Raw genomic sequence first — 21,803 nt, 5'->3', positions numbered from 1 at the left:
AGAGGACATTCCCTTGCGTGCGAAGCGCACCGCCGCCCTGATCTCCGCCGCCCTGGTCTGCTGCTCCGCCCTACTGGCCGGGGCCGGCCCGGCCGCCGCCGCGGAGCCCGATGGGTACACCGTCACCGACATCCGGCAGCAGCTCGACGGAATACCCGGACTCACCGTGGTCTCCGTGGGAGAGAAGAGCGGCCACCCCTACTACACCCTGACGTTCACCCAGCCCGTCGACCACCGGAACCCCGCGAAGGGGACCTTCGAGCAGCGGCTGACGCTCTGGCACAAATCGACCGCGGCCCCGATGGTCCTCTACACCGGCGGCTACACCCTCGCCACCTCCACCCGTGAGATCACCACCCTGCTGGACGCCAACCAGGTCAGCGTCGAGCACCGCTTCTTCGGCACCTCCCGCCCGGACCAGGTCGACTGGGACGACCTCGACATCCGGCAGGAGGCCACCGACGAGCACGCCCTCGTCCAGGCCCTGAAGACGCTGTACACCGCCAAGTGGATCGGCACCGGCGCCAGCAAGGGCGGCATGACGCAGGTCTACCACGAGCGCCACTACCCGCAGGACCTGGACGCCGTCGTCGCGTACGTGGCCCCCAACGACGCCGTCAACAAGGACGACCAGACCTACGAGACGTTCTTCGACTCCGTCGGCACCCCCGAGTGCCGGGCCGCCCTGAACGCCGTGCAGCGCGAGATGCTGGTGCGCCGCGGCGCCCTGCTGCCCCGCTTCGAGGCCAACGCGGCCCAGAAGGGCTACACCTTCCACCACCTCGGCTCCGCCGACCGCGCCTACGAGTTCTCGGTCCTGGACCAGGTGTGGAACTTCTGGCAGAGCGGGACCGCCGACAACTGCGCCACCGTGCCGGACGCGCGGGCCGCCGGCGACGAGGAGCTGTGGACCTGGTCGCTCGGTCACGGCCTGAGCGTCTACCACGACGGATCGGGCTCACCGTCGGGCGTCGGCCCGTACTACCGGCAGGCCGCCACCCAGCTCGGCTGGGCCGATCTGAAGTTCAAGCACCTGCGCGACGTCCGCCGGTACCCGGGGCTCTACCAGCCCAACTCGCTCCTCCCCGCGGAGCTCCGCGGCGGATACGACAACGACGCCACGCGGGACGTCGATCACTGGGTCCGCACCCGCGGCGAGCGGATGATGTTCGTCTACGGCCAGAACGACCCGTGGAGCGCGGAGAGGTTCAAGCCGAGCAAGCACGACTCCCACCTCTTCGTCGCACCGAACACCAACCACTCGGCCCTGGTCTCCAAGCTCACGCCCGAGGACCGCGCGGCGGCCGAGGCCACGATCCGTCGCTGGGCCGCCGCCGAGTAGCCAGGCCACCCCCGAACCACAGGAAGTGAGGCGCCCCGTGCCCGCACCGTACGTGCAGCTCCCGGCGACCGACCGCGTACTCTCGCCGCGCACCGGGTGGACCCGCGCGCACTGGGAGGCGGTGGCGGACGCCCTGCTCGCGGGAGTGGCTCCGTACGCCACCCCCGGCTTCGCCCAGTACCGGCTGCCGGGCCGGGCAAGCTGGTCGGGCGTGGTCTGCGACGGCCTCGAGGGGTACGCGCGGACCTTCCTGCTCGCGGCCTTCCGGATCGCGGGAGCCGGCGGGGACGTGGACCCACGGCTCGTCGAGCGGTACGCGACCGGCCTGGCGGCCGGCACCGATCCGGCGTCCGGCGAGGCCTGGCCCCGGCTGACGGACTGCTCGCAGCAGATGGTCGAGGCCGCGTCCGTCGCCATCGCTCTGCACGAGACCCGCCCCTGGATCTGGGACCGGCTGGACACCCGGGTCCAGGAACGGGTCGTCGACTGGCTCTCCGGTTTCGTCGGCCACCGCACCTGGGACAACAACTGGCGGCTCTTCCAGGTCGTGTCCGAACAGTTCCTCGCCTCCGTCGGCGCACCGTACGCCCAGGACGACATCGTCAGCGGTCTGGACCGGATCGACGACTGGTACCTCGGCGACGGCTGGTACACCGACGGCGACGGCCGCAACTTCGACTACTACAACGGCTGGGCCCTGCATCTGTACCCGCTGCTGTGGGCGCGGATCGCCGGCGAGGAGGACGGCGACCGTGCCAAGGTCCACAAGGAGCGCCTCACCGCGTTCCTCGGCGGATACGCGCACTTCTTCGGCGGCGACGGCGCGCCCGTGCACCAGGGCCGCTCACTCGCCTACCGGTACGCCGCCGTCGCCCCGGTCTGGATGGGCGCGCTCAGCGGTGCCACACCGTACGCCCCCGGTCTGACCCGCCGTCTCGCGTCCGGCGCCGTACGCCACTTCACCGAGCGCGGGGTCCCCGACGAACGCGGACTGCTCCCGCTCGGCTGGTACGACACCTTCCTGCCCAGCACCCAGCCCTACTCGGGACCCGCCTCTCCCTACTGGGCGAGCAAGGGCTTCCTCGGGCTGCTGCTGCCGCCGGAACACGAGGTGTGGACAGCACGCGAGCTGCCGCTGCCCGTCGAGGAGGCGGACCTGTACACCGCCCTTCCGGTACCGGGCTGGCTGCTGCACGGCACCCGGCACGACGGCATCGTCAGGCTGGTCAACCACGGCAGCGACCACAACCCGCCCGAGCCCGAGCCGGCATCCGACGATCCGCACTACGCCAAGTTCGCCTACTCCACGCACACCGCACCGCAGAGCGCCCCGCACGCCTGGGAGCGCACGATCGACAACCACATCGCCCTCGTCGACGCGGACGGCAGAGCCGGTCGACGCGTCCGCATCCACCCGCTCGGGACAGGGGACCGCAGGGCCGCCTCCTGGTACGCGGCGCGGATCCCCGGCGACGACACCGAGTACCGCATCGAGACCACCTCGCTGCTGCACGGGCCGTGGGAGATCCGGGTGCACCGCGTCGAAGCACCGCCCGGAGTCACCGTCCGCGAAGGCGGACACGCGCTCGCCGACGCGCGGCAGCCGGCCGCACACACCGGACCGCACTGGGCCACGGCCCGTCGCCTCGACGGACTGACCAGCGCGGTCGTCGGACTGTACGGCTGGCACGAGACCGCCGCCGTGGCCCGCGACATCGAGGCGAACGCCCTCGGCCCGCACTCGGCCGTCCCGTACGTCCGGTCCGCCGCGCTGCCGGGCGGACGCAGTGTCCATGTGACCCTCGTCGTCCTCTCCGGCGACGCCGTCCATCCGGCGGAACTCCGCGAGGCCGTCTCGGTGACGGTCGACGACGGGTCCGGCGTGACCGTCCGCTTCCCCGACGGCACCGAACTCCGCGCCTGACCAGGGCGGTCTGGCCGGTCCTTCCCCCAACCCAGCCCCTTGGAGGAGAGAGATGAACCGCTTCCTCGCGCACCTTCGTTCGGCGAGACCACCGGCTGTGACGGCCGCTCTGCTGGCCGTGCTCTCCGTGGTCTCGTTCGCCCCGGCGTCAGCGGCACCCGAGCAGCGGGACGGTGAGAGTTCCGCGTCCGTCCTGGCGGCGGGCTACGCCCTGACGGAGAACAAGTACCGGGCGGACGCGGGCCTCGGGACGTGTCTGCGCACCTTCGACGGCAACGACACCGTGCAGGTCGGCGACTGCGCCGCCACGGGCACCCCCACCGACGTCACCTCCATGCGGCAGTGGCAGGCGGTGGACCAGGGCAACGGCTACGTCCTGCTCCAGAACAAGTACAGGACGGACGCCGGACTCGGCAGCTGTCTGCGCACCTTCAGCGGCACCGCCGACGTCCGCGCGGGTGCCTGCACCGGGACGGGCGCCCCCACCGACTACACCTCCATGCGCCTGTGGAAGACGGTGGACCAGGGCAACGGCTACGTCCTGCTCCAGAGCAAGTACCGGGCGGACGCGGGACTCGGGACGTGCCTGCGCACCTTCAACGGCAACGACACCGTGCAGGTCGGCGACTGCGCCGCGACGGGCGGAGCCACCGACTACACCTCCATGCGCCTCTGGGACTCCGCGGCCTTCGCCGCCGAAGGCTGGCCCACCCGCCCCGTCACCGGCCAGAAGCGGGCCCTGGTGATCGCCACACACTGGAACGACGCCACCCCGGCCGACCCCGCCCCGATCCGTCAGGCGACACTCGGCGACGGCTACGCATCCCTCCGGTCCTACCTCCAGGAGGTGTCCGGCGGAGCACTCGACCTCACGGGCGACATGCTGGAGAACGTCGACCTGGGCGCACGCCCGGCCGCCTGCGACTCCGGGGCGATACGGAGCTCGGCGAGGGCGGCCGCACTGACACGGGGCGTGAACCCCGACACGTACGACTACCTCCTCGTCGACATCTCCCGTCACTCGGCGTGCGCCTTCGAGGGGCTGGCCTCCCAGCCCGGCAACTGGATCATCTCCAACGGAGTCGGCCACAAGACGTGGATGTGGACCCATGAGTTCGGCCACAACCTCGGCTTCCAGCACTCCGCCACGCTGAAGAACTGTCCGACGGCGGGCACGGTGACGCGGCTGAACGGCAGCTGCACCCAGGCCGGCGGCGACGACCCGACGGACACCATGGGTGGCGGCGGCATGCACCTCTACCCCGTCAGCTACCGCCAGTTCGCCGGCTGGATCCCGGACGCGCAGGTGGTCGGGATCGGGTCCACCGGTGGCTACTCGCTGGGCGTGCTGGGGGAGAGCGGCACCCAGGAGTACCGCATCGCCCGCGGTGACGGCACCTACCTGTCACTGGAGTTCCGCCGTCCCACGCCGCCGTACGACGCCTACACCGACAGCGATCCGCTGGTGAACGGCGTGATCGTACGCATCGTCACCAGCGGGGCGACGATGCACAACAGGCTCGTGGACGCCACGCCCGCGACCACGACCACCGCGGACGCGGCCCTGGCCGCGGGCAGGACGCTCGTGGACGAGGTCGCCGGCGCGGCGGTCACGGTCTGCTCCGTCACGGCTCAGGGCGCGAACCTCCGGGTCGCGGTGGGTGGCACGACACCGCCTGCCTGCTGATCCGGGGAGTGGACTCGGTGGCCCCCGGCTCAGCGGCGGGGGGCCACCGAGTCCCGTACGACGACATGGGTGCCTAGGCGCACCCTCCTGCCCGTCGGTGGGCGCCAGGCGTCGTCGTCCTCGAGAGGGAGCGCGCAGCGGACGGCCCGACGGCCCATCTCCTCCAGCGGGACATGGACGGTCGTGAGGCGGGGCCGCACCGTCAGCGCGGCGGGGATGTCGTCGTACCCGACGAGGGAGATGTCCTCGGGAACGCGCCTCCCGGCCTCCTCCAGCGCCTGCAGCGCGCCGATGGCCACCATGTCGTTCGCGGCGAAGACGGCCGTGAACTCGAGGCCCGAGGCGAGGATCCGGGAGAGCTCGCGCCAGCCGAAGGCCGGGCTGAAGGCGCCGGTCCTGACGAGCTCTGGAGCGGGCTGGACGCCGCGCAGTGCGAGCGCCCTGCGATGTCCGGCCAGCCGGTCGCGGGTGGTGGAGAGGGCCGGTGGGCCGCCGAGGTACAGGATCCGCTCGTGGCCGTTGGTCAGCAGATGGTCGGTGATGGCGAAGGCGCCGCCCTCGTTGTCGTACTCGACCGACGAGGTGGGCACCTCGTCGCCGATCGAGGGGCGGCCGCAGAGCACGAGCTTCATGCCCCCGTCGTGCAGCTCCCTTGCCTTGCGGGCCAGTTCACGGGTGTACGAGCGGTCGTCGGTGCTGCCGCCCACGAGGATCACCGCCGCGGCCCGGCGCTCCTGCATCAGCTCGATGGCCCCCAGCTCACGCTTCGGGTCGCCCTGGGTGGTGCACACCAGGCACAGCCGGTTGCCGGCCGAGGCCTCGTGTTCCACACCGCGCGCGATGAAGGCGTAGAAGGGGTCGACGACGTCGTTGACGATGATGCCGACCGTCTGGCCGTCCGTGCCCGCCAGGGCGCGGGCATGGGCGTTGACGACGTAGCCGAGTTCGCGCACGGCGGCCTCGACCCGTTCCCGCGTGACGGCCGAGACGGGGTAGTTCCGGTTCATGACGCGGGACACCGTCGCCGTCGAGACACCGGCGTGCCGGGCGACGTCCACGACGGTGGCGCGGCGCTGCCCCTCGGCGGCCGTCTTCCTGGTGGTCATGCGCGGCGCGCCAGGTCTTCGTGACGTACGGGGTGCAGCAGCGGCTCGCCCCGGGCGAAACGGGCGAGTTCGTCGACGGCAAGCGCGCCCAGGCGGCCGACCTCGTTGCCCAGGGCGCCGGCGACGTGGGGGGTGACGAACGCGTTCGGCAGATCCCACAGGGGGTGGTCCTCGGGGAGGGGCTCGGGGGAGGTGACGTCGAGCACGGCGTCGAGGCGGCCGGCGACGAGCTGTTCGGTGAGGGCATCGGTGTCGATCAGCGCGCCGCGGGCGGTGTTGACCACGAGCGTTCCGGGCCGCATCAGGCCGAGGCGACGGCGGTCCAGGAGGTGGTGGGTGTCCGGCGTGTCGGGCGCGTGGACCGAGACCACGTCGCTGGTGGCGACGAGGGTGTCCAGGTCGACCAGGGTCCAGCCCTGGCGCTCGGCCTCGGCGGGTGTGACGTACGGGTCGTAGAGCCGCACCGTGGCGTCGAGCAGCCGCAGCATGTCGAGCAGCCGGCGGCCGGTGTGGGAGGCGCCGATCACTCCGACGGTCAGGCCGTGCGCGCCGAGCCAGGGGCGGCCGCGCAGGTCGGCGGGGGTGCGATGGGTGCGGCGCGTGCGGAACAGCTCGGCCAGGGAGAAGGCGCGTTTGGCTCCGAGCACGATCGCGGCGAAGGCGAACTCGGCGACGGGTACGGCGTTGGCCGCGGCCGCGGACGAGACGACGATGCCGCGGGCATGGACCTCCGGTGTGAGGAAGGTCTTCACGGTGCCGGCCGCGTGGATCACCGCGCGCAGGCGAGGCGCGGCGTCGAGTACGTCGGCGTCCACCGCGGGGCATCCCCAGCCCGTGACCAGCACCTCCGTCTCGGCGAGCAGCGACCGGGCGGCGGGCGAGGAGAAGTCGGTCAGCGGGCCCGGTCGCAGCAGACGCGCCGTGGAGAGCAGGCGCGCGTGCACATCGGGCGGGAAGACACTGTCCAGTTGAGCGGGATCCATGGCCAGTGCGGTGTGCGGCCGTCGGAGTGTGCGGGCTCCCACTGTGCCTCCGGAATAGTAAACGTGTACTGCGATGAGGGAACCGTAGGGACGCGGGAGTTGGAGCGTCAAGGGCTTCTTTTCAACGCACCCTATTGACGCGGGGGTTAAGCGGTTACTACCTTCCGGCGGCAGACACCCGTTACACCCGCATGGCCCGATCGGGCGCCTCCCCGCCGAACAGGACTGCTCATGGCCGAAACAACGTCCCCTCCGCCGCGGGCCGTTCACCGACTCTCGCTACGGCAGCGGCTCCAGCGCGACAAAGTGATGCTGCTTCTGTGCCTGCCCGGCTTCCTGTACTTCGTGGTCTTCCACTACGTACCGTTGCTCGGCTACGTCGTGGCCTTCCAGGACTACCAGCCGTACCTGGGCTACATGCACAGCGTCTGGGTCGGCATCACGAACTTCACCTCGGCCTTCACCGACCCCGACTTCTGGTCGGCCACCGGCAATACCCTGACGATCGCCGTCGTCCAGCTGGTCCTGTTCTTCCCGGTGCCGATCGCGCTGGCCATGCTCCTGAACAGCATCGTCAGCGACAGACTGCGCCGCTTCGTCCAGAGCGTCGTCTACCTGCCGCACTTCATCGGCTGGGTCATCATCGTTTCGATCTTCCAGCAGATCCTGGGAGGCGCCGGCGTCGTGCCCGACCTCCTCGTGGCGATCGGCCTGCCGCGCTACGACATGATGACCGACCCGGACGCGTTCCCCTGGCTGCTGGCGCTCCAGGTCATGTGGAAGGACGCCGGCTGGGGCACCATCATCATCCTCGCGGCGCTGCTCTCCATCGACCGGGGCCTGTACGAGGCGGCCGCGATGGACGGAGCGGGCCCCTGGCGCCGCTTCTGGCACGTCACCCTGCCCGGTCTCTCCCCGGTCGTCGTTCTGCTGCTCATCCTCAACCTCGGCAACATCCTGACCGTCGGCTTCGAGCAGATCCTCCTCCAGCGTGACGCGGTCGGCCCCGACGCCGGTGAAGTCCTCGACACCTACGTCTACTTCCACGGGATCAAGGACAACGAGTGGGGCACCGCCGCCGCCGTCGGCCTCGTCAAGGCCGTGATCGGCACCGTCCTCGTCGTCGGTGCCAACAAGTTCGCCCACCGGCTCGGCCACGAAGGGGTGTACCGCGGTGCTGACCGCTGAGAAGACATCGCGCCGCAAGGGCGCCCTCCCGCGACCCGTCCCCACCGGCGAGCCGGCCGACCCTCGCGAGCTGCGCCCCTCGGGTACCCGGCCGCCGTGGATGGAGCAGCCGACGAAACTCGGCCTCGTCGGCAAGGCCCTCGTCCTCGTCGTCGTCGTGGCGCTGGTCGCGTACCCGCTGCTCGGCGTGATCGGCACGAGCTTCGCCTCACAGAGCGACATCATCACGTCCAGCGGACTCGTCCTGTGGCCCGACCATCCCAACCTCGACGCCTACCGCACCGTGTTCACCGGCGGCGTCGTCACCCGCGCCCTGCTGGTCAGCCTGGGCGTCACCCTCGTCGGCACGCTCGCCAGCCTGCTCTGCACGATCGGCATGGCGTACGGCCTCTCGCGCCGGGAGGTGGTCGGCTCCCGCTTCGTCCTCATGACCGCCCTGTTCACCATGCTCTTCCACGCGGGCGTCATCCCCAACTTCCTTCTGGTGAAGGAGCTGGGCCTCTACAACACCTTCGCCGCGCTCGTCCTTCCGACCATGGTCAGCGCCTTCAACCTCGTCGTCATGAGGGCCTTCTTCATGAACCTGCCTGAGGAGCTGTACGACGCCGCGAAGGTCGACGGCGCCGGCGACTTCCGGATCCTCGTGCGGATCGTGCTGCCGCTGTCCAAGGCGGTCATCGCCGTGGTCGGTCTCTTCTACGCGGTCGCCTACTGGAACGCGTACTTCAACGCCCTCCTCTATCTCGGCGACAACGACAAGTGGCCGCTGCCGATGGTGCTGCGCACCTTCGTCCTCCAGGGGCAGAGCCTCGCCGACGGCTCCGTGGGAGAGGCCGCGTCTCCGCAGCAGGCGGTCCAGATGGCCGTGCTCGTCGTCGCGGTCGTACCGATCCTGCTCGTCTACCCCTTCCTCCAGCGGTTCTTCACCAAGGGCGTCCTCACCGGCGCCGTCAAGGGCTGACCGGTCGCCCGCAGACTCCCCACCCCCCTCGAACCTTCCTGTCCCGTACGCCATTTCGCTGAGGAGACTCAGATGTCCGGCTCCACATTCATCAATCGGCGCACCCTGTTCCGCTGGGGTGCGGGCGTCGGCCTCGGTGTGGCCGCGGCCCCGCTGCTCGCCGCCTGCGGCGACGGCGGCACCACGGCGAAGGCGGAGGCGAAGAGCGCCTCGCTGATCCCCCGCACCACGGTCCGCAACATCGGTCTCAAGCCCGATCTCGCGGGCACGGCCGCCGGTGTCCCGCAGGGCTACTTCTCGTACCCGGCCAAGCCGCTGCGCGCCACCCGGGCAACCCCGCTCAAGGGGGCGAAGAAGATCACGGCGACCACGGAGACCTTCACCACGCCGCCGCCCGCCCGGGAGAAGAACGCCGCATGGCGCGCCATCGAGGAGATGCTGGGCACCGAGGTGGACTTCACGGCCGTGCCCGCCGACGACTATCCCGCGAAGTTCTCCACGATGGTGGCCAGCGACAGCCTTCCGGACATCTTCATGTACCCGGAGACCGGCGGTGTCGACGATCTGCCCGGCTTCCTCGGCGCCAAGTGCGCCGATCTGACGCCGCACCTCGCGGGCGACGCGATCAAGGACTATCCGAACCTCGCGGCCATCCCCGAACAGGCCTGGCGCCAGGCGATCTTCGGCGGCCGCCTCTACGGCATCCCGATCACCCGCTACGGCACCACCGGCGCGGGCTTCTACCGCCACGACCTCTTCGCGCGGGCCGGTGTCACGAGCCTCGACCAGATCACCGACATGGACCGGTTCGTCGAACTGGCCAAGGAGCTGACCCGGCCCAAGGAGAACCAGTACGCCTTCTCCGCCGGCGTCACGACCCTGCTCGCCGAGTCCGCGGGCGCCCCGTACTTCTGGTCCATGGACCCCGCCACGGGGAAGTGGACCTACCAGCTGGAGACCGACGCGTACCGGCTGGCCGTGGAGACGGCCGCCAAGCTGTACAAGGCGGGCTGCTTCCACCCGGGCACGGTCCAGATGGTCGGTGCGCAGAAGGCCGAGTACACCAACCTGTTCAAGAGCGGCAAGGCCGCCTACGTCTATGACGGGATGCCCGCCTTCCTCCAGCCCGGCACCGGCTACGTCGACGCGATGGCAGCCGTCGACCCCTCCTTCGACGTGCGGCCGATGACCCCCTTCGGCAAGAGCGCCGTCGCCTGGATGGACAACGTCGCCCTCCAGAACACCCACATAAGGAAGGCCGACGACAAGCGGGTCAAGGAGATCCTCACCCTGGCCGACTTCGCGGCATCGCCGTTCGGCTCCGTCGAGTACACCCTCATCTACTACGGCGTCGAGGGCGTCGACCACGAGCGCGACGCCAAGGGCAACCCGAAGCTCACCAAGCAGGGCATCCAGGACATCGCTGTGCCGTGGAACAAGCTCTCCTCGCCCGTACCGCCGCTGTTCAACGCGGCGTCCGCGGACGCCGTCCGGCACGTCCACGACGCGTACACCCGGCTGATCCCGATGATGCAGCACGACCCGACGCAGGAGTACGCCTCGCCGACCTGGGACTCCAAGGGCAACGGCAGCCTCCTCACCATCCACCAGGACGGCGTGAAGGACATCGTCGCGGGCCGGAAGCCGGTCTCCTCGTACGACGCCGTGGTGCGCAAGTGGCGCGACGCGGGCGGCGACACCTGCCGCGCCGAATTCGAGCAGGCTTCGCAGAAGGGGAAGAAGTGACCACCATGAGACGTACGCTCCTCACGAAGGCGGGCATCGCCGCCGTCGCCGCGGTGATCGCCCTGCCGCTGCTCGGCACACCCGCCCGCGCCCACGGCTTCGACCCGAAGCCCGGCTCCGACGGCGTCGGCGACCCGCTCTTCCCGACCCTCGGCAACGGCGGCTACGACGTCCAGCACTACGACCTGTCGTTCGACTTCACCCCGGTGACCTACGACTTCACCGGCACCATGAGGATCCGCGCGAAGGCCACCCAGGACCTCTCCTCGTTCAACCTCGACGTCGACTCCCTCGCCATCGACGAGGTGAAGGTGAACGGCAAGGACGCAGGCTGGGCCGTCTCGCTCGGCAAGAGCGGCCAGGAACTCACCGTCACCCCGACCGGCGGGCTTCGCGACCACCGCCCCTTCGAGGTCGCCGTGACCTACCACGGCAACGGAAAGACCAAGCCGATCGGCGCACCCGGCTGGCGCTCCATGAGCGACGGCGGCTTCGCCTCCGCGGCACAGTCGTCCCGCGCCGACACCTTCGCCCCCGTCAACGACACCCCCATGGACAAGGCGAGCTGGACCTTTCACCTCACCGCGCCCGACGGCTGGACGCCCGCCGCCAACGGCACGGCGACCGGCATCCGCCCGGCCGGCGACGGGAAGACCACCTTCGACTTCCGCCTCGACGCCCCCATGGCCTCCGAACTCCTCGGCATCTCCGTGGAGAAGCAGACCCTGCTGACCGGGCGCGGACCGCACGGTGTGCGACTGCGCCACTACGTCCCCGACGACCAGGTCGCCACCTACCGGCCGATCGTCGAGCAGACCGGCGGCCAGATCGCCTGGCTGGAGCAGACCCTCGGCGTCCGCTACCCCTTCGACACGTACGGGATGCAAATCGTCCGAGACGGGTACGCCGACGCCCTGGAGAACCAGACCCTCTCGCTCTTCGGGCCCGGCTGGTTCAAGGACGCGAGCACCTCGACGACGTACACGAACGTCATGATCCACGAGCTGACCCACCAGTGGTTCGGCGACTCGGTCACGCCCCGCACCTGGCAGAGCGCCTGGCTGAACGAGGGGCCGGCCGTCTACTACGCCGCCCTCTGGGCCGACCAGCAGGGCACCGCCTCCATGGAGGCCAAGATGCGCACGGCGTACGGCAAGCTCGACGCCGTGCGCAAGAGCGACGGCCCGCCCGGGCTGCCCACCGCGCTCGGCGGATTCAACATCTACGACGGTGCCGCCGTCGTCCTCTACGCCCTGCACCAGCGGGTCGGCCAGGACGAGTTCGACGCGATCATGAAGTCCTGGCTGATCACGCACCGGCACGGCAACGCCGACTCCCAGGACTTCATCGACAACGCGGCGCGCGTCACGCACGACCCCACGCTGCGCCCCTTCCTGGAGGAGTGGCTGTTCGGCCTGGACAACCCGGCCATGCCCGGCCACCCCGACTGGAGCTGATGCCGACCATGAACGGCACCCGCCTGGTCCTCGCACTCGCCACGACGGCCGCCCTCCTCTCCGCCGCCCCCGCCGCGCAGGCCGGCCCGGCCACCGCGGCCGGGCCGGCACCCCGCACCCTCCACGCCGCCCCCGACGGCTCGGGCTCGACCTGCAGCCCCGGCCGGCCCTGCTCCCTCGACGGCGCCCGTGACGCCGCCCGCACGGTCCACGGACGCGACGTCCGCGTCGAACTGACCGACGGCACCTACACGTTGAGCAAGCCGCTGGAGCTCGGCGCGGCCGACTCCGGACGGGACGGACACACCGTCACCTGGACAGCCGCCCCCGGGGCCGACCCCGTACTCTCCGGCGGCCGGGCGCTGACCGGCTGGTCCGAGAACGCGGACGGCACCTGGACCGCCAAGGCCCCCGACGGTGTCACCCCGCGTCAGCTCTTCGTCGACGGTGTACGGGCCGTCCGGGCGCGCGGAGACTCCTGTCCCGCCTCCGTGTGCGATGCCACGAAGACCGGGATGACCGGCGCGCGGGCCACCGGCATCGCCGACTGGGCACGCCCCACCGACGCGGAGGCCGTCATCCGGGTCCGGTGGCGCAACTACCACTGCCGGATCACCTCCGTCGGTGGCGACGTCATGACGTTCGCACAGCCCTGCTGGACCAACTCGGCCTCCGGCACCGACCGCACCGGGCCGGCCTGGGACACGACCACCGTCGACTCGTCCCGCTACACGAAGGTCTCCTTCTTCGAGAACGCCCGGGAACTGCTCGACCAACCGGGCGAGTTCGTCTGGGACTCGGCCGCGCGCACCGTCACGTACCTGCCGCGCCGGGGCGAGAACATGCGCCGCGCCGAGACCGTCAGCCCGGTCACCGAGAACCTGCTCGTCCTCGACGGCGCGCACGATCTCCGGGTCACGGGCATCGGCTTCGCGTACGCCGCCTATCCGCAGCCCTCCACGGACGAGGGGTACGCAGGGATGCAGGCGGGTCTCACCCTGACCGGTGCCACCGGGCCCACCGACCACGCGGGCCGCTACTACACCAAGCCCGCCGCCGCGCTCACCGTCCGGGGCGGCCGGCAGGTGGTCGTCGACCACGTGGCGTTCACCCATCTCGGCGGCGCCGGCGTGGTCTTCGAGCAGGGCACCCAGGACTCCACCCTCACCCGCTCCCGGTTCACCGACCTCTCCTCCGGAGCCGCCTACATCGGTGACACGGAACCCATGCCGGCCGCCGAACTCGCGGGGGCCCGCAACACGGTGTCGTACAACACGATCCGACGCACGGGAGTGGAATACACCGACGCCGTCGGCATCTGGGCGGGGTACGAGGCCGAGACCGTCATCGACCACAACACCCTCGACGACCTGCCGTACTCCGGCATCTCCGTCGGCTGGGGCTGGAACCAGCCCGAAGCCCGGACGTCCGTGCTGCGCGACAACCGCGTCACGAACAACCGGATCACCAACGTCATGCGTGTCGCGTACGACCAGCACGACGGCGGCGCCGTCTACACCCAGGGCGCCCAGCCCGGCACCGTGATCTCCGGCAACTACATCAACCGCAGCGCGTACGGCAACACCGAGCGCGACGGCAACGGCATCTACCTCGACGAACAGTCCAGCCACATCACCGTCACCCGCAACGTGCTCACCCGCGTGGGCTACAAGTGGGTCTCCAACTGGGCCGACTACGGCATCGACAACCACGCCACCGGCAACTGGACCGACACCGCCGCCCCCGCCCTCACAGGCACCGGCTCGACCATGACCGCCAACCACACCGGGCTCGACCGACTGCCCGCAGAGGCGCTGCACGTCGCCGCGGCCGCGGGCGCCGGAGGACGTGGCCAGGTCGAACAGCTCCGCCCCGACCTGGCCCGGGCGGGCACGGCCACCCAGTCGTCCACCGACGGCACGGCGGCCGCGGCCCACGCCACGGACGGCGACACCACCACCGACACCCGCACCCTCGCCGAACCGGGCGCATGGTGGCAGGTGGACCTCGGCGACAGCCGTCACGTCGGACAGATCGAGGTCTGGAACAACACCTCGATGACCACGGCCGACTTCGACGTCCAGGTCGCCACCACGGCGGACTTCTCCGACGCCACGACACTCCACGTCACCGGCAAGGCGCTCCGACCCACCCTTCTGGACACCGACAGAGAGGCCCGATACGTGAGGATCAAGCTCAGCGGCACCGGACGTGTGGCCCTGGCCCATGTCCTGATCCACCCGTAGGCCTCTTCAAAGGAAGGCAGCTCCCATGCCCACCCCCTCCGATCTGCGTCTCGGCGTCCTCGGCTACGGACTGCGCGGCACCCTCGCCCGCACCGCCCACCGGCCGGGCGCGGGCTCCCGAATCACCGCGCTCGCCGACCACGACGCCACGGCGCGGACGGAGGGGGCGCTCGCCTTCCCCGGCGCGCGGGTGACCGACGACCACCGGGAGGTGATCGCCGACCCCGACATCGACGCGGTCCTCGTCCTCACCCCCGACCACACCCACGCCGACGTCGCCTGCGAAGCCCTGAAGGCCGGCAAACCCGTCTTCGTCGAGAAGCCCCTCGACATCGCCATCGAGCGCTGCGACGAGATCCTGCGGACCGCCCGCGACACCGGAACACGGCTGTACGTCGGCCACAACATGCGCCACATGCCGGTCGTCCGTCTGATGCGCGACATCATCGCGCGCGGCGAGATCGGCGAGGTCAAGACCGTATGGGTACGGCACTTCGTGGGCTACGGAGGCGACTGGTACTTCAAGGACTGGCACGCCGATCGACGCAACACCACCGGGCTGTTGCTGCAGAAGGCCGCGCACGACATCGACGTCCTGCACTGGCTCGCCGGCGGCTGGACACGCCAGGTGCAGGCCCTCGGGGACCTGATGGTCTACGGCGACAACCCGCACCGCCGCGCGCCGGGCGAGCCCAAGGCGGACGACTGGTACACGGCCGACGGCCACTGGCCCCCGCACACCCAGCGCGCCCTCAACCCGGTGATCGACGTCGAGGACGTTTCGATGGTCAACATGCGCCTCGACAACGGGGTGTTGGCGGCCTATCAGCAGTGTCACTTCACCCCCGACTACTGGCGCAACTACACCGTCATCGGCGACGCCGGACGTCTGGAGAACTTCGGCGACGGGCCCGGGGGAGTGGTGAAGGTCTGGAACTCCCGCCGCTCGACCTACCGTCCGGACGCCGACGCCGCATACGCCGTTCCGGACGCCGAGGACAACGCCGGACACGGAGGCGCCGACCCCCTGCTCATCGACGAGTTCCTGCGCTTCGTTCGCGAGGGCGGCCGCACCGACACCTCACCGGTCGCCGCCCGCATGGCCGTCGCCGCGGGAGTCCGTGCCACCGAGTCGCTGCGCGACGGCGGCACACCCCGCGACGTCCCGGCCCTCGACCCTGAACTCGTCGCCTACTTCGAGCGCGGGCAGCGCCCTTGATAGCGTTTCGTTCGCCGGTCGAACGGATCAAGGAAGGGCGACAACCGTGCGGGAAGTGACACGTCACGAGGTCGACGAACAGCGGATCGTCCAAGCGCTGGAGGACATCGGCGGGCGGGCGTTCGGCCATTGGCACGGGCTGCGCTACAACAGACTGTCCCTGCAGGCGCTGCGGGAGATGGGCGACGAGCTGCTCGACCACGTCGCCGCTCGTACTCTGGAGGAACCCGCGCTCGGCTCCGCGCCCTCACGCAGGGCCTTGCTGACCTCGGCGGCATGCGCGTTCGGGGTGCTGGAACTCGGGGCCTTCCCCGACGGGGACTGGGAGATCTCCTTCCCGCTCGTGAACGAGACCCTGAGCAGCGACGAGTTCAGCTTCGGGCACGGGGTCGACCAGGTGCCCACCGCGCGGACCTGGCTGGACGCGTTCGGGCTCTGCCTGGTCAGCGGTGTCGTACGCGAACGGGAGCGGGTGATCGGACTGCTGCTGCGGGAGGACTACGCGCCCGCGATCCGTGACGGCGTGCCGTACTCCCGGCTGGAGTCACGATCGGAGCCGGCGGACCTGGCGGAGATGGACGCCCTGTGCGGCTACCTGACCCCGTCGCGCGGGCACCTGCCCCGGGACTGGCCGTCCGTGACGCTCTGCATGCCGGAGGCCGAGGAGCGCGCCGAGGCGGTGCGCCGCCTCGACGCCGTCGGTGTGCTCTCGCCCGACCAGCAACTCCTGCGTGTGCTCCTGGAGGACGACCAGCCGGCCTTCGAAGAGGCCCTGGCCGGCCGTCTCGTCCAGCACCGCGAGAGTGTGGAGGCCGACGCCGCCCCGCGCAGCCTACTGCCGGTCGGTGTGATCGCGCTGGCCGCGCTGGCCGTTCAGGTACACGGGTGGGACCTGGGTGTCACGTCCGGCTATCTGCCGGAAGCCCTGCTGCGGGCCCCCGAAGGCGCTCCGAGCGTCGGCGTCTGACGTCGGGATGTCCGGGCCGACCTCCGGTCCGACGTTTTTCCGGTTCGACCTCCGGTCCGACGTTCGGTTCAATGTCGGCGTGGCGGCCGACGGCCGGGAGCCCGAGGCCTAGCGCCCGAGCCACCCGCGCAGGAGTCGGCTCACGGCCGGCATCGCCACGTACGTCATCAGCACGTTGAACACGCACGCCATGACCGCGCTGCTGAGGAGGAGGGGCAGCGCGGTCAGGTGGGGTACGAGGAAGTAGCCGCCGAGGACGGAGATCGGGTAGATCGCCAGCGTCGCGCTGATCGCCATCTTCCATCGTGGCGGCGCGGGTCTGGTCGAGCCCGGCTTGGCGAACCACGTCTCCATGCCGGTCAGTCGCCGTCGGGCGATCTCGGTGTGGTGGTGCCCCTCGCAGTCCGCGAACCACGCCGCCCGCTCCGGTGACTCCTGCCACTCCCTGCAGGCCGCCGCGTCACGGAAGCGATGGACGAGGAACCATGGGGCGTCGCCTCCGGAGGAGCGGAAGAGCCCGTAGCCGAGATGGCCGGGAAAGGTGGCCGCACTGGCGAGAATGCCCTGGGCCCACTTCTCGAAGGCGGCTTCGTATCCGGGCTCCACCCTGCGGGCTATCAGCAGGGTCACCTCGCCGGTGTCGGCGGGGACGGTGGCGTGCTCCAGACTCACAGCGGTCACTCGTACTCCTCATGATCACGCCGCGCCCGCGCCCACTCTACGCGGCGCCACCTCCTCCGGCCGCCGCCCTCAGTCGTACCGGCGCATGATCTCCGTGGTCCACGCAGGCCGGCTCACCTCGCCGGAGGAGGTACGGCAGCGCGCGCTGATCACACGCCTGGCGAGGTTACGACTTCCGTGCCGCGGCGGTGCAAGATCGGCGGAATCGCATCCGTCGGCACTTCTCCTTGCGACGAGGACGCAATTCGCTTGCGGTGCTTGCGCTAGTCTTGCGCGCATGACGCGACGACTTGCTCAGGTGGCCAAGAAGGTGGGGGTCAGCGAGGCCACGGTCAGCCGTGTTCTCAACGGCAAGCCCGGTGTCTCCGAGGCGACTCGGCAGTCCGTCCTGACGGCCCTGGACGTCCTCGGGTACGAGCGCCCCACGCAACTGCGGGGTGAACGGGCGCGTCTGGTGGGTCTGGTGCTGCCGGAGCTGCAGAACCCGATCTTCCCGGCCTTCGCGGAGGCGATCGGCGGAGCGCTGGCGCAGCAGGGGCTGACGCCGGTGCTGTGCACACAGACCAAGGGCGGTGTCTCGGAGGCCGACTACGTGGAGCTTCTGCTGCAACAGCAGGTCTCCGGGATGGTCTTCGCCGGCGGACTCTTCGCCCAGGCCGACGCGGCGCACGACCACTACCGGCAACTCGCCGAGCGGAACGTGCCGGTCGTCCTCATCAACGCCCCGATCGAGGGACTGGACTTCCCCTGCGTCTCCTGTGACGACGCCGTCGCCGTCGAACAGGCCTGGCGCCATCTCGCCTCGCTCGGGCACGAGCGGATCGGCCTGGTCCTCGGCCCCGGCGACCATGTGCCGTCGCGCCGCAAGCTGGAGGCCGCCCGGCTCGTGGCGAAGGCCGCGGGCGGGGAGCTGCCGGAGAGGTTCGTCGAGCGGACGATGTTCTCCCTCGAAGGCGGCCAGGCGGCCGCCGCGCGCCTCCTGGAGCGCGGGGTGACCGGGATCGTGTGCGCGAGCGACCCGCTGGCGCTCGGCGCCATCCGGGCCGCCCGCCGGCGCGGGCTGGTGGTCCCCACGGACGTCTCGGTCGTCGGTTTCGACGACTCCGCGTTCATGAACTGCACCGAGCCTCCCCTCTCGACCGTCCGCCAGCCCATCGAGGCGATGGGGCGGGCCGCGGTCGAGCTGCTGTGCGCCCAGATCCAGGGCACCCACACCCACCCGGGCGAGCTGCTCTTCGAGCCCGAGCTGGTCGTCCGCGGCTCGACCGCCCAGGCGCCCGTCGGGTAACGACTCCGGATCCCGGTCGTCCCGAGAACCCCGGCCCGGCCCCCGCTTCACGCGGGCAGCCGGGCCGTTCCGCTGCGCCTGAGCCGGTGCCCACACAACCCCGCCCGTTGTCATGGCCGTTGACAAAGCGATGGCCCGGTAGAAACCTGTCGGCTTGGCGCCGCAAAGAATCGACCGAGTTACTCAAAAGATTGATGTCTGCGGTGCTTCCTTCTCGCCAGAAACATGTCAGGTACCTGGCGAGCGTTCTTGTCATCGTCCGAGCTCCGGATCACGGAACAAGAGGCCATCATGAGAGGGAAACACCACGTCCGCCGGCTCGTCGCCGGCGCGGTGATGGCGGGCCTGATGTGCGTCGGGCTGCTGCCCGTCGCAATCGCCCGCGCGGCGGAGGGGCCCAATCTGGCTCTCGGCAGGACCGCGACGGCCGGTGGCGCCCACGGCGCCTACCCCGCCGGCAACGTCACCGACGGCAGCCAACAGTCGTACTGGGAAGGCCCCGCGGGCTCGTTCCCGCAATGGGTCCAGGTCGATCTGGGCGGCGCGACCCGCGTCGACCGGGTCACGCTGAAGCTTCCCACCACCTGGGAGGGGCGCGTCCAGAACCTCAGTGTGCTCGGCAGCGACGACGGCGGCACCTTCGGCGCTCTCGCCGGTGCGGCCGCCAGGACCTTCGACCCGAACCTGGCGAACACGGTGACGATCGACGTATCCGCCGCGACGGTCCGCTACGTACGGGTCCGGATGAGCACCAACTCCGGATGGAACGCGGCCCAGTTGTCCGAACTGGAGGTGTACGGAGAAGGTGGCCAGGGCCCCGTCGATCCGCCTGCCGACGGTACGAACCTGGCGCGCGGCAAGCCCATCGAGGCGACCTCGACGACGCAGAACTACGTCGCGACCAACGCCAACGACGACAACGTCGCCACCTACTGGGAGTCGGCGGGGTTCCCGTCGAGTCTGACGGTGAAGCTCGGCGCCAACGCCGATGTCACCGCCGTCGTGGTGAAACTGAACCCCGCCCAGGTGTGGGGCCCGCGCACCCAGTCGCTCCAGGTGCTCGGGCGTGAGCAGTCGGCCTCCGGCTTCACCGTGCTCAAGGAGCGCGCCGACCACACCTTCACTCCCTCGGCCGGGCAGAACACCGTCACCATCCCGGTGACCGGCCGCCACGCGGACATCCGGCTCACCTTCTTCTCCAACACCGGCGCCCCCGGAGGCCAGGTCGCCGAACTCCTGGTCGTGGGCGCCGCGGCGCCGAACCCGGACCTCACCGTCACCGATCTGACCTGGTCGCCGTCCGCTCCGTCCGAGACGGACGCGGTGACGGTGAACGCCACCGTGCGCAACGCCGGGACCGCGCCCTCGCCCGCCAGTACGGTGAACGTCAGCCTCGAAGGCGCGGTGGCGGGCTCGGCCCCCGTGCCCGCGCTCGCTGCCGGGGCCTCCGCGATCGTCCCGGTCGCCGTGGGTAAGCGCCCGATGGGCACGTACACCGTCTCGGCGGTCGTCGACCCGACCGACGCCGTCGTCGAGCAGGACGACTCCAACAACAGCCGGACCGCGTCGACGGAGCTGGTCGTGGGTCAGAGCCCGGGCCCGGACCTGCTGGTCACGGGTATCACCGCCGACCCGGCGGCCCCAGCGGCCGGCGCGTCCGTCGGCTTCACCGTGACCGTGCGGAACCGCGGTACCACCGGCGTCGCGGCCGGCACGGTCACGCGCCTGGCCGTCGGGGGCACCACGCTCGACGGCGCCACGGGGGCGATCGCGGCGGGGCAGACGGCCACCGTTGCCGTCGCGGGCAGGTGGACGGCCACGAACGGGGCGGCCACGCTGACCGCGACGGCCGACGCCACGGGCACGGTCGCCGAGACCGACGAGAACAACAACGTCTTCGCGCGCTCGATCGTCGTCGGGCGCGGCGCAGCCGTCCCGTACACCGAGTACGAGGCGGAGAGCGGCCGATACCAGGGCACCCTCCTGACCGCCGACCGGAAGCGCACCTTCGGTCACACCAACTTCGCCTCGGAGTCCTCCGGTCGGCAGTCGGTACGGCTCGACTCCACCGGCCAGTACGTGGAGTTCACCTCTGCCCACGCGGCCAACTCCCTCGTCGTGCGGAACTCGATCCCGGATGCGCCCGGTGGAGGCGGCAGGGAGGCCACCATCAGCCTCTACGTCGACGGCTCCTTCGAGCGGAAGCTGACGCTCTCCTCCAAGCACAGCTGGCTGTACGGCGACACCGACAGCCCCGAAGGGCTGACCAACTCCCCTCAGGTGGACGCCCGCCGCCTGTTCGACGAGTCTCACGCGCTGCTGCCGCGGACGTACCCGGTGGGCACCACCTTCCGGCTCCAGCGGGACGCCGGTGACACGGCGGCCTTCTACATCCTCGACCTGATCGACCTGGAGCAGGTGGCCCCGCCCGCGGCCCAACCGGCCGGCTGCACCTCGATCACCGCCTACGGAGCCGTGCCCAACGACGGCATCGACGACACGGACGCCCTCCAGCGCGCCGTCACCGCCGATCAGAAGGGCGAGATCGGCTGCGTCTGGATCCCTGCGGGCCAGTGGCGGCAGGAACAGAAGATCCTCACCGACGACCCGCTGAACCGGGGCGAGTTCAACCAGGTGGGCATCCGCGACGTCACCATCCGCGGCGCGGGCATGTGGCACTCACAGCTGTACACCCTCACTCCGCCCCACCAGGCGGGCGGCATCAACCATCCGCACGAGGGCAACTTCGGCTTCGACATCGACCACAACACGCAGATCTCCGACATCGCGATCTTCGGATCCGGCACGATCCGGGGCGGGGACGGGAACGCCGAGGGTGGTGTGGGGCTCAACGGGCGGTTCGGCCAGGGCAATCGCTCTCCAACGGCGTCCCGGTGAACGTCCTGATCGCCGCGCTCACGACCGCCTCCCTGCCGACCCTGATCGTCTTCCTGGTCTTCCAGCGCAACATCATGAGCGGTCTCACCGCCGGCGGACTCAAGGGCTGA

The 21,803-nt window shown here is 70.6% G+C and carries 14 protein-coding genes and 2 pseudogenes; 13 read left to right on the top strand and 3 right to left on the bottom strand.

Annotated features, from left to right (window positions below):
• Nucleotides 1-13: 13 nt before the first annotated feature.
• From ACZ561_RS11945 to ACZ561_RS11935, 3 genes are read left to right on the top strand one after another with little or no spacing between them, the layout of a single operon-like run.
• A complete protein-coding gene (locus ACZ561_RS11945) occupies nucleotides 14-1,342 on the top strand; it encodes a S28 family serine protease (RefSeq protein WP_470992779.1) in 1,329 nt (442 codons plus the stop codon).
• Nucleotides 1,343-1,379: 37 nt separating this feature from the next.
• Complete coding sequence (locus tag ACZ561_RS11940) at nucleotides 1,380-3,266, top strand: DUF2264 domain-containing protein (RefSeq protein ID WP_470992776.1); 1,887 nt, start codon at nucleotides 1,380-1,382, stop codon at nucleotides 3,264-3,266.
• 52 nt (nucleotides 3,267-3,318) lie between these two features.
• The gene (locus tag ACZ561_RS11935) at nucleotides 3,319-4,953 is read left to right on the top strand and encodes an RICIN domain-containing protein (RefSeq protein ID WP_470992773.1); all 1,635 of its coding nucleotides are present in this window, start codon (nucleotides 3,319-3,321) and stop codon (nucleotides 4,951-4,953) included.
• A gap of 29 nt (nucleotides 4,954-4,982) precedes the next feature.
• Here the strand turns inward: ACZ561_RS11935 and ACZ561_RS11930 are convergent, their stop codons facing one another.
• Both ACZ561_RS11930 and ACZ561_RS11925 read right to left on the bottom strand, forming a co-directional pair.
• On the bottom strand, nucleotides 4,983-6,059 hold the full coding sequence (locus ACZ561_RS11930) for a LacI family DNA-binding transcriptional regulator (RefSeq protein ID WP_470992770.1): 1,077 nt from the start codon (nucleotides 6,057-6,059) through the stop codon (nucleotides 4,983-4,985).
• A complete protein-coding gene (locus ACZ561_RS11925; protein ID WP_470992767.1) occupies nucleotides 6,056-7,042 on the bottom strand; it encodes a hydroxyacid dehydrogenase in 987 nt (328 codons plus the stop codon). The genes ACZ561_RS11930 and ACZ561_RS11925 overlap by 4 nt, the downstream gene beginning before the upstream one ends.
• Before the next feature lie 231 nt (nucleotides 7,043-7,273).
• Between ACZ561_RS11925 and ACZ561_RS11920 the strand changes: the two genes are divergently transcribed.
• The 7 genes from ACZ561_RS11920 (at nucleotide 7,274) to ACZ561_RS11890 (ending at nucleotide 16,826) form a co-directional block, all read left to right on the top strand.
• Complete coding sequence (locus ACZ561_RS11920; RefSeq protein WP_470992764.1) at nucleotides 7,274-8,230, top strand: ABC transporter permease; 957 nt, start codon at nucleotides 7,274-7,276, stop codon at nucleotides 8,228-8,230.
• Between the two features lie 100 nt (nucleotides 8,231-8,330).
• The gene (locus tag ACZ561_RS11915) at nucleotides 8,331-9,191 is read left to right on the top strand and encodes a carbohydrate ABC transporter permease (RefSeq protein ID WP_470993007.1); all 861 of its coding nucleotides are present in this window, start codon (nucleotides 8,331-8,333) and stop codon (nucleotides 9,189-9,191) included.
• 72 nt (nucleotides 9,192-9,263) lie between these two features.
• A complete protein-coding gene (locus ACZ561_RS11910; protein WP_470992761.1) occupies nucleotides 9,264-10,937 on the top strand; it encodes an extracellular solute-binding protein in 1,674 nt (557 codons plus the stop codon).
• 5 nt (nucleotides 10,938-10,942) lie between these two features.
• A complete protein-coding gene (locus ACZ561_RS11905; RefSeq protein ID WP_470992758.1) occupies nucleotides 10,943-12,394 on the top strand; it encodes a M1 family metallopeptidase in 1,452 nt (483 codons plus the stop codon).
• Between the two features lie 8 nt (nucleotides 12,395-12,402).
• Complete coding sequence (locus tag ACZ561_RS11900) at nucleotides 12,403-14,640, top strand: right-handed parallel beta-helix repeat-containing protein (RefSeq protein ID WP_470992755.1); 2,238 nt, start codon at nucleotides 12,403-12,405, stop codon at nucleotides 14,638-14,640.
• Nucleotides 14,641-14,665: 25 nt separating this feature from the next.
• Nucleotides 14,666-15,859, top strand: coding sequence for a Gfo/Idh/MocA family protein (locus ACZ561_RS11895; protein WP_470992752.1), 1,194 nt, complete (start codon nucleotides 14,666-14,668; stop codon nucleotides 15,857-15,859).
• A gap of 55 nt (nucleotides 15,860-15,914) precedes the next feature.
• On the top strand, nucleotides 15,915-16,826 hold the full coding sequence (locus tag ACZ561_RS11890; protein ID WP_470992750.1) for an immunity 49 family protein: 912 nt from the start codon (nucleotides 15,915-15,917) through the stop codon (nucleotides 16,824-16,826).
• A gap of 108 nt (nucleotides 16,827-16,934) precedes the next feature.
• Here ACZ561_RS11890 and ACZ561_RS11885 read toward each other — a convergent pair whose 3' ends face one another.
• Nucleotides 16,935-17,507 (bottom strand): antibiotic biosynthesis monooxygenase, encoded by a 573-nt coding sequence (locus tag ACZ561_RS11885; RefSeq protein WP_470992748.1) that lies wholly within the window; start codon nucleotides 17,505-17,507, stop codon nucleotides 16,935-16,937.
• A gap of 277 nt (nucleotides 17,508-17,784) precedes the next feature.
• On the opposite strand from ACZ561_RS11885, the gene ACZ561_RS11880 reads away from it, so the two are divergent.
• From ACZ561_RS11880 to ACZ561_RS11870, 3 genes and pseudogenes are all read left to right on the top strand, one after another.
• Nucleotides 17,785-18,795: a LacI family DNA-binding transcriptional regulator gene (locus tag ACZ561_RS11880; protein WP_470992745.1), complete on the top strand. Its 1,011-nt coding sequence runs from the start codon at nucleotides 17,785-17,787 to the stop codon at nucleotides 18,793-18,795.
• 291 nt (nucleotides 18,796-19,086) lie between these two features.
• A pseudogene (locus ACZ561_RS11875) lies at nucleotides 19,087-21,672 on the top strand (CARDB domain-containing protein); the annotation flags it as partial.
• Nucleotides 21,669-21,803: pseudogene (locus tag ACZ561_RS11870) on the top strand (carbohydrate ABC transporter permease); the annotation flags it as partial. The pseudogenes ACZ561_RS11875 and ACZ561_RS11870, both read left to right, overlap by 4 nt.

It is taken from the genome of Streptomyces sp. NPDC039609 (genome assembly GCF_055596705.1).
This window is presented reverse-complemented; position numbering and strand designations above follow the sequence as displayed.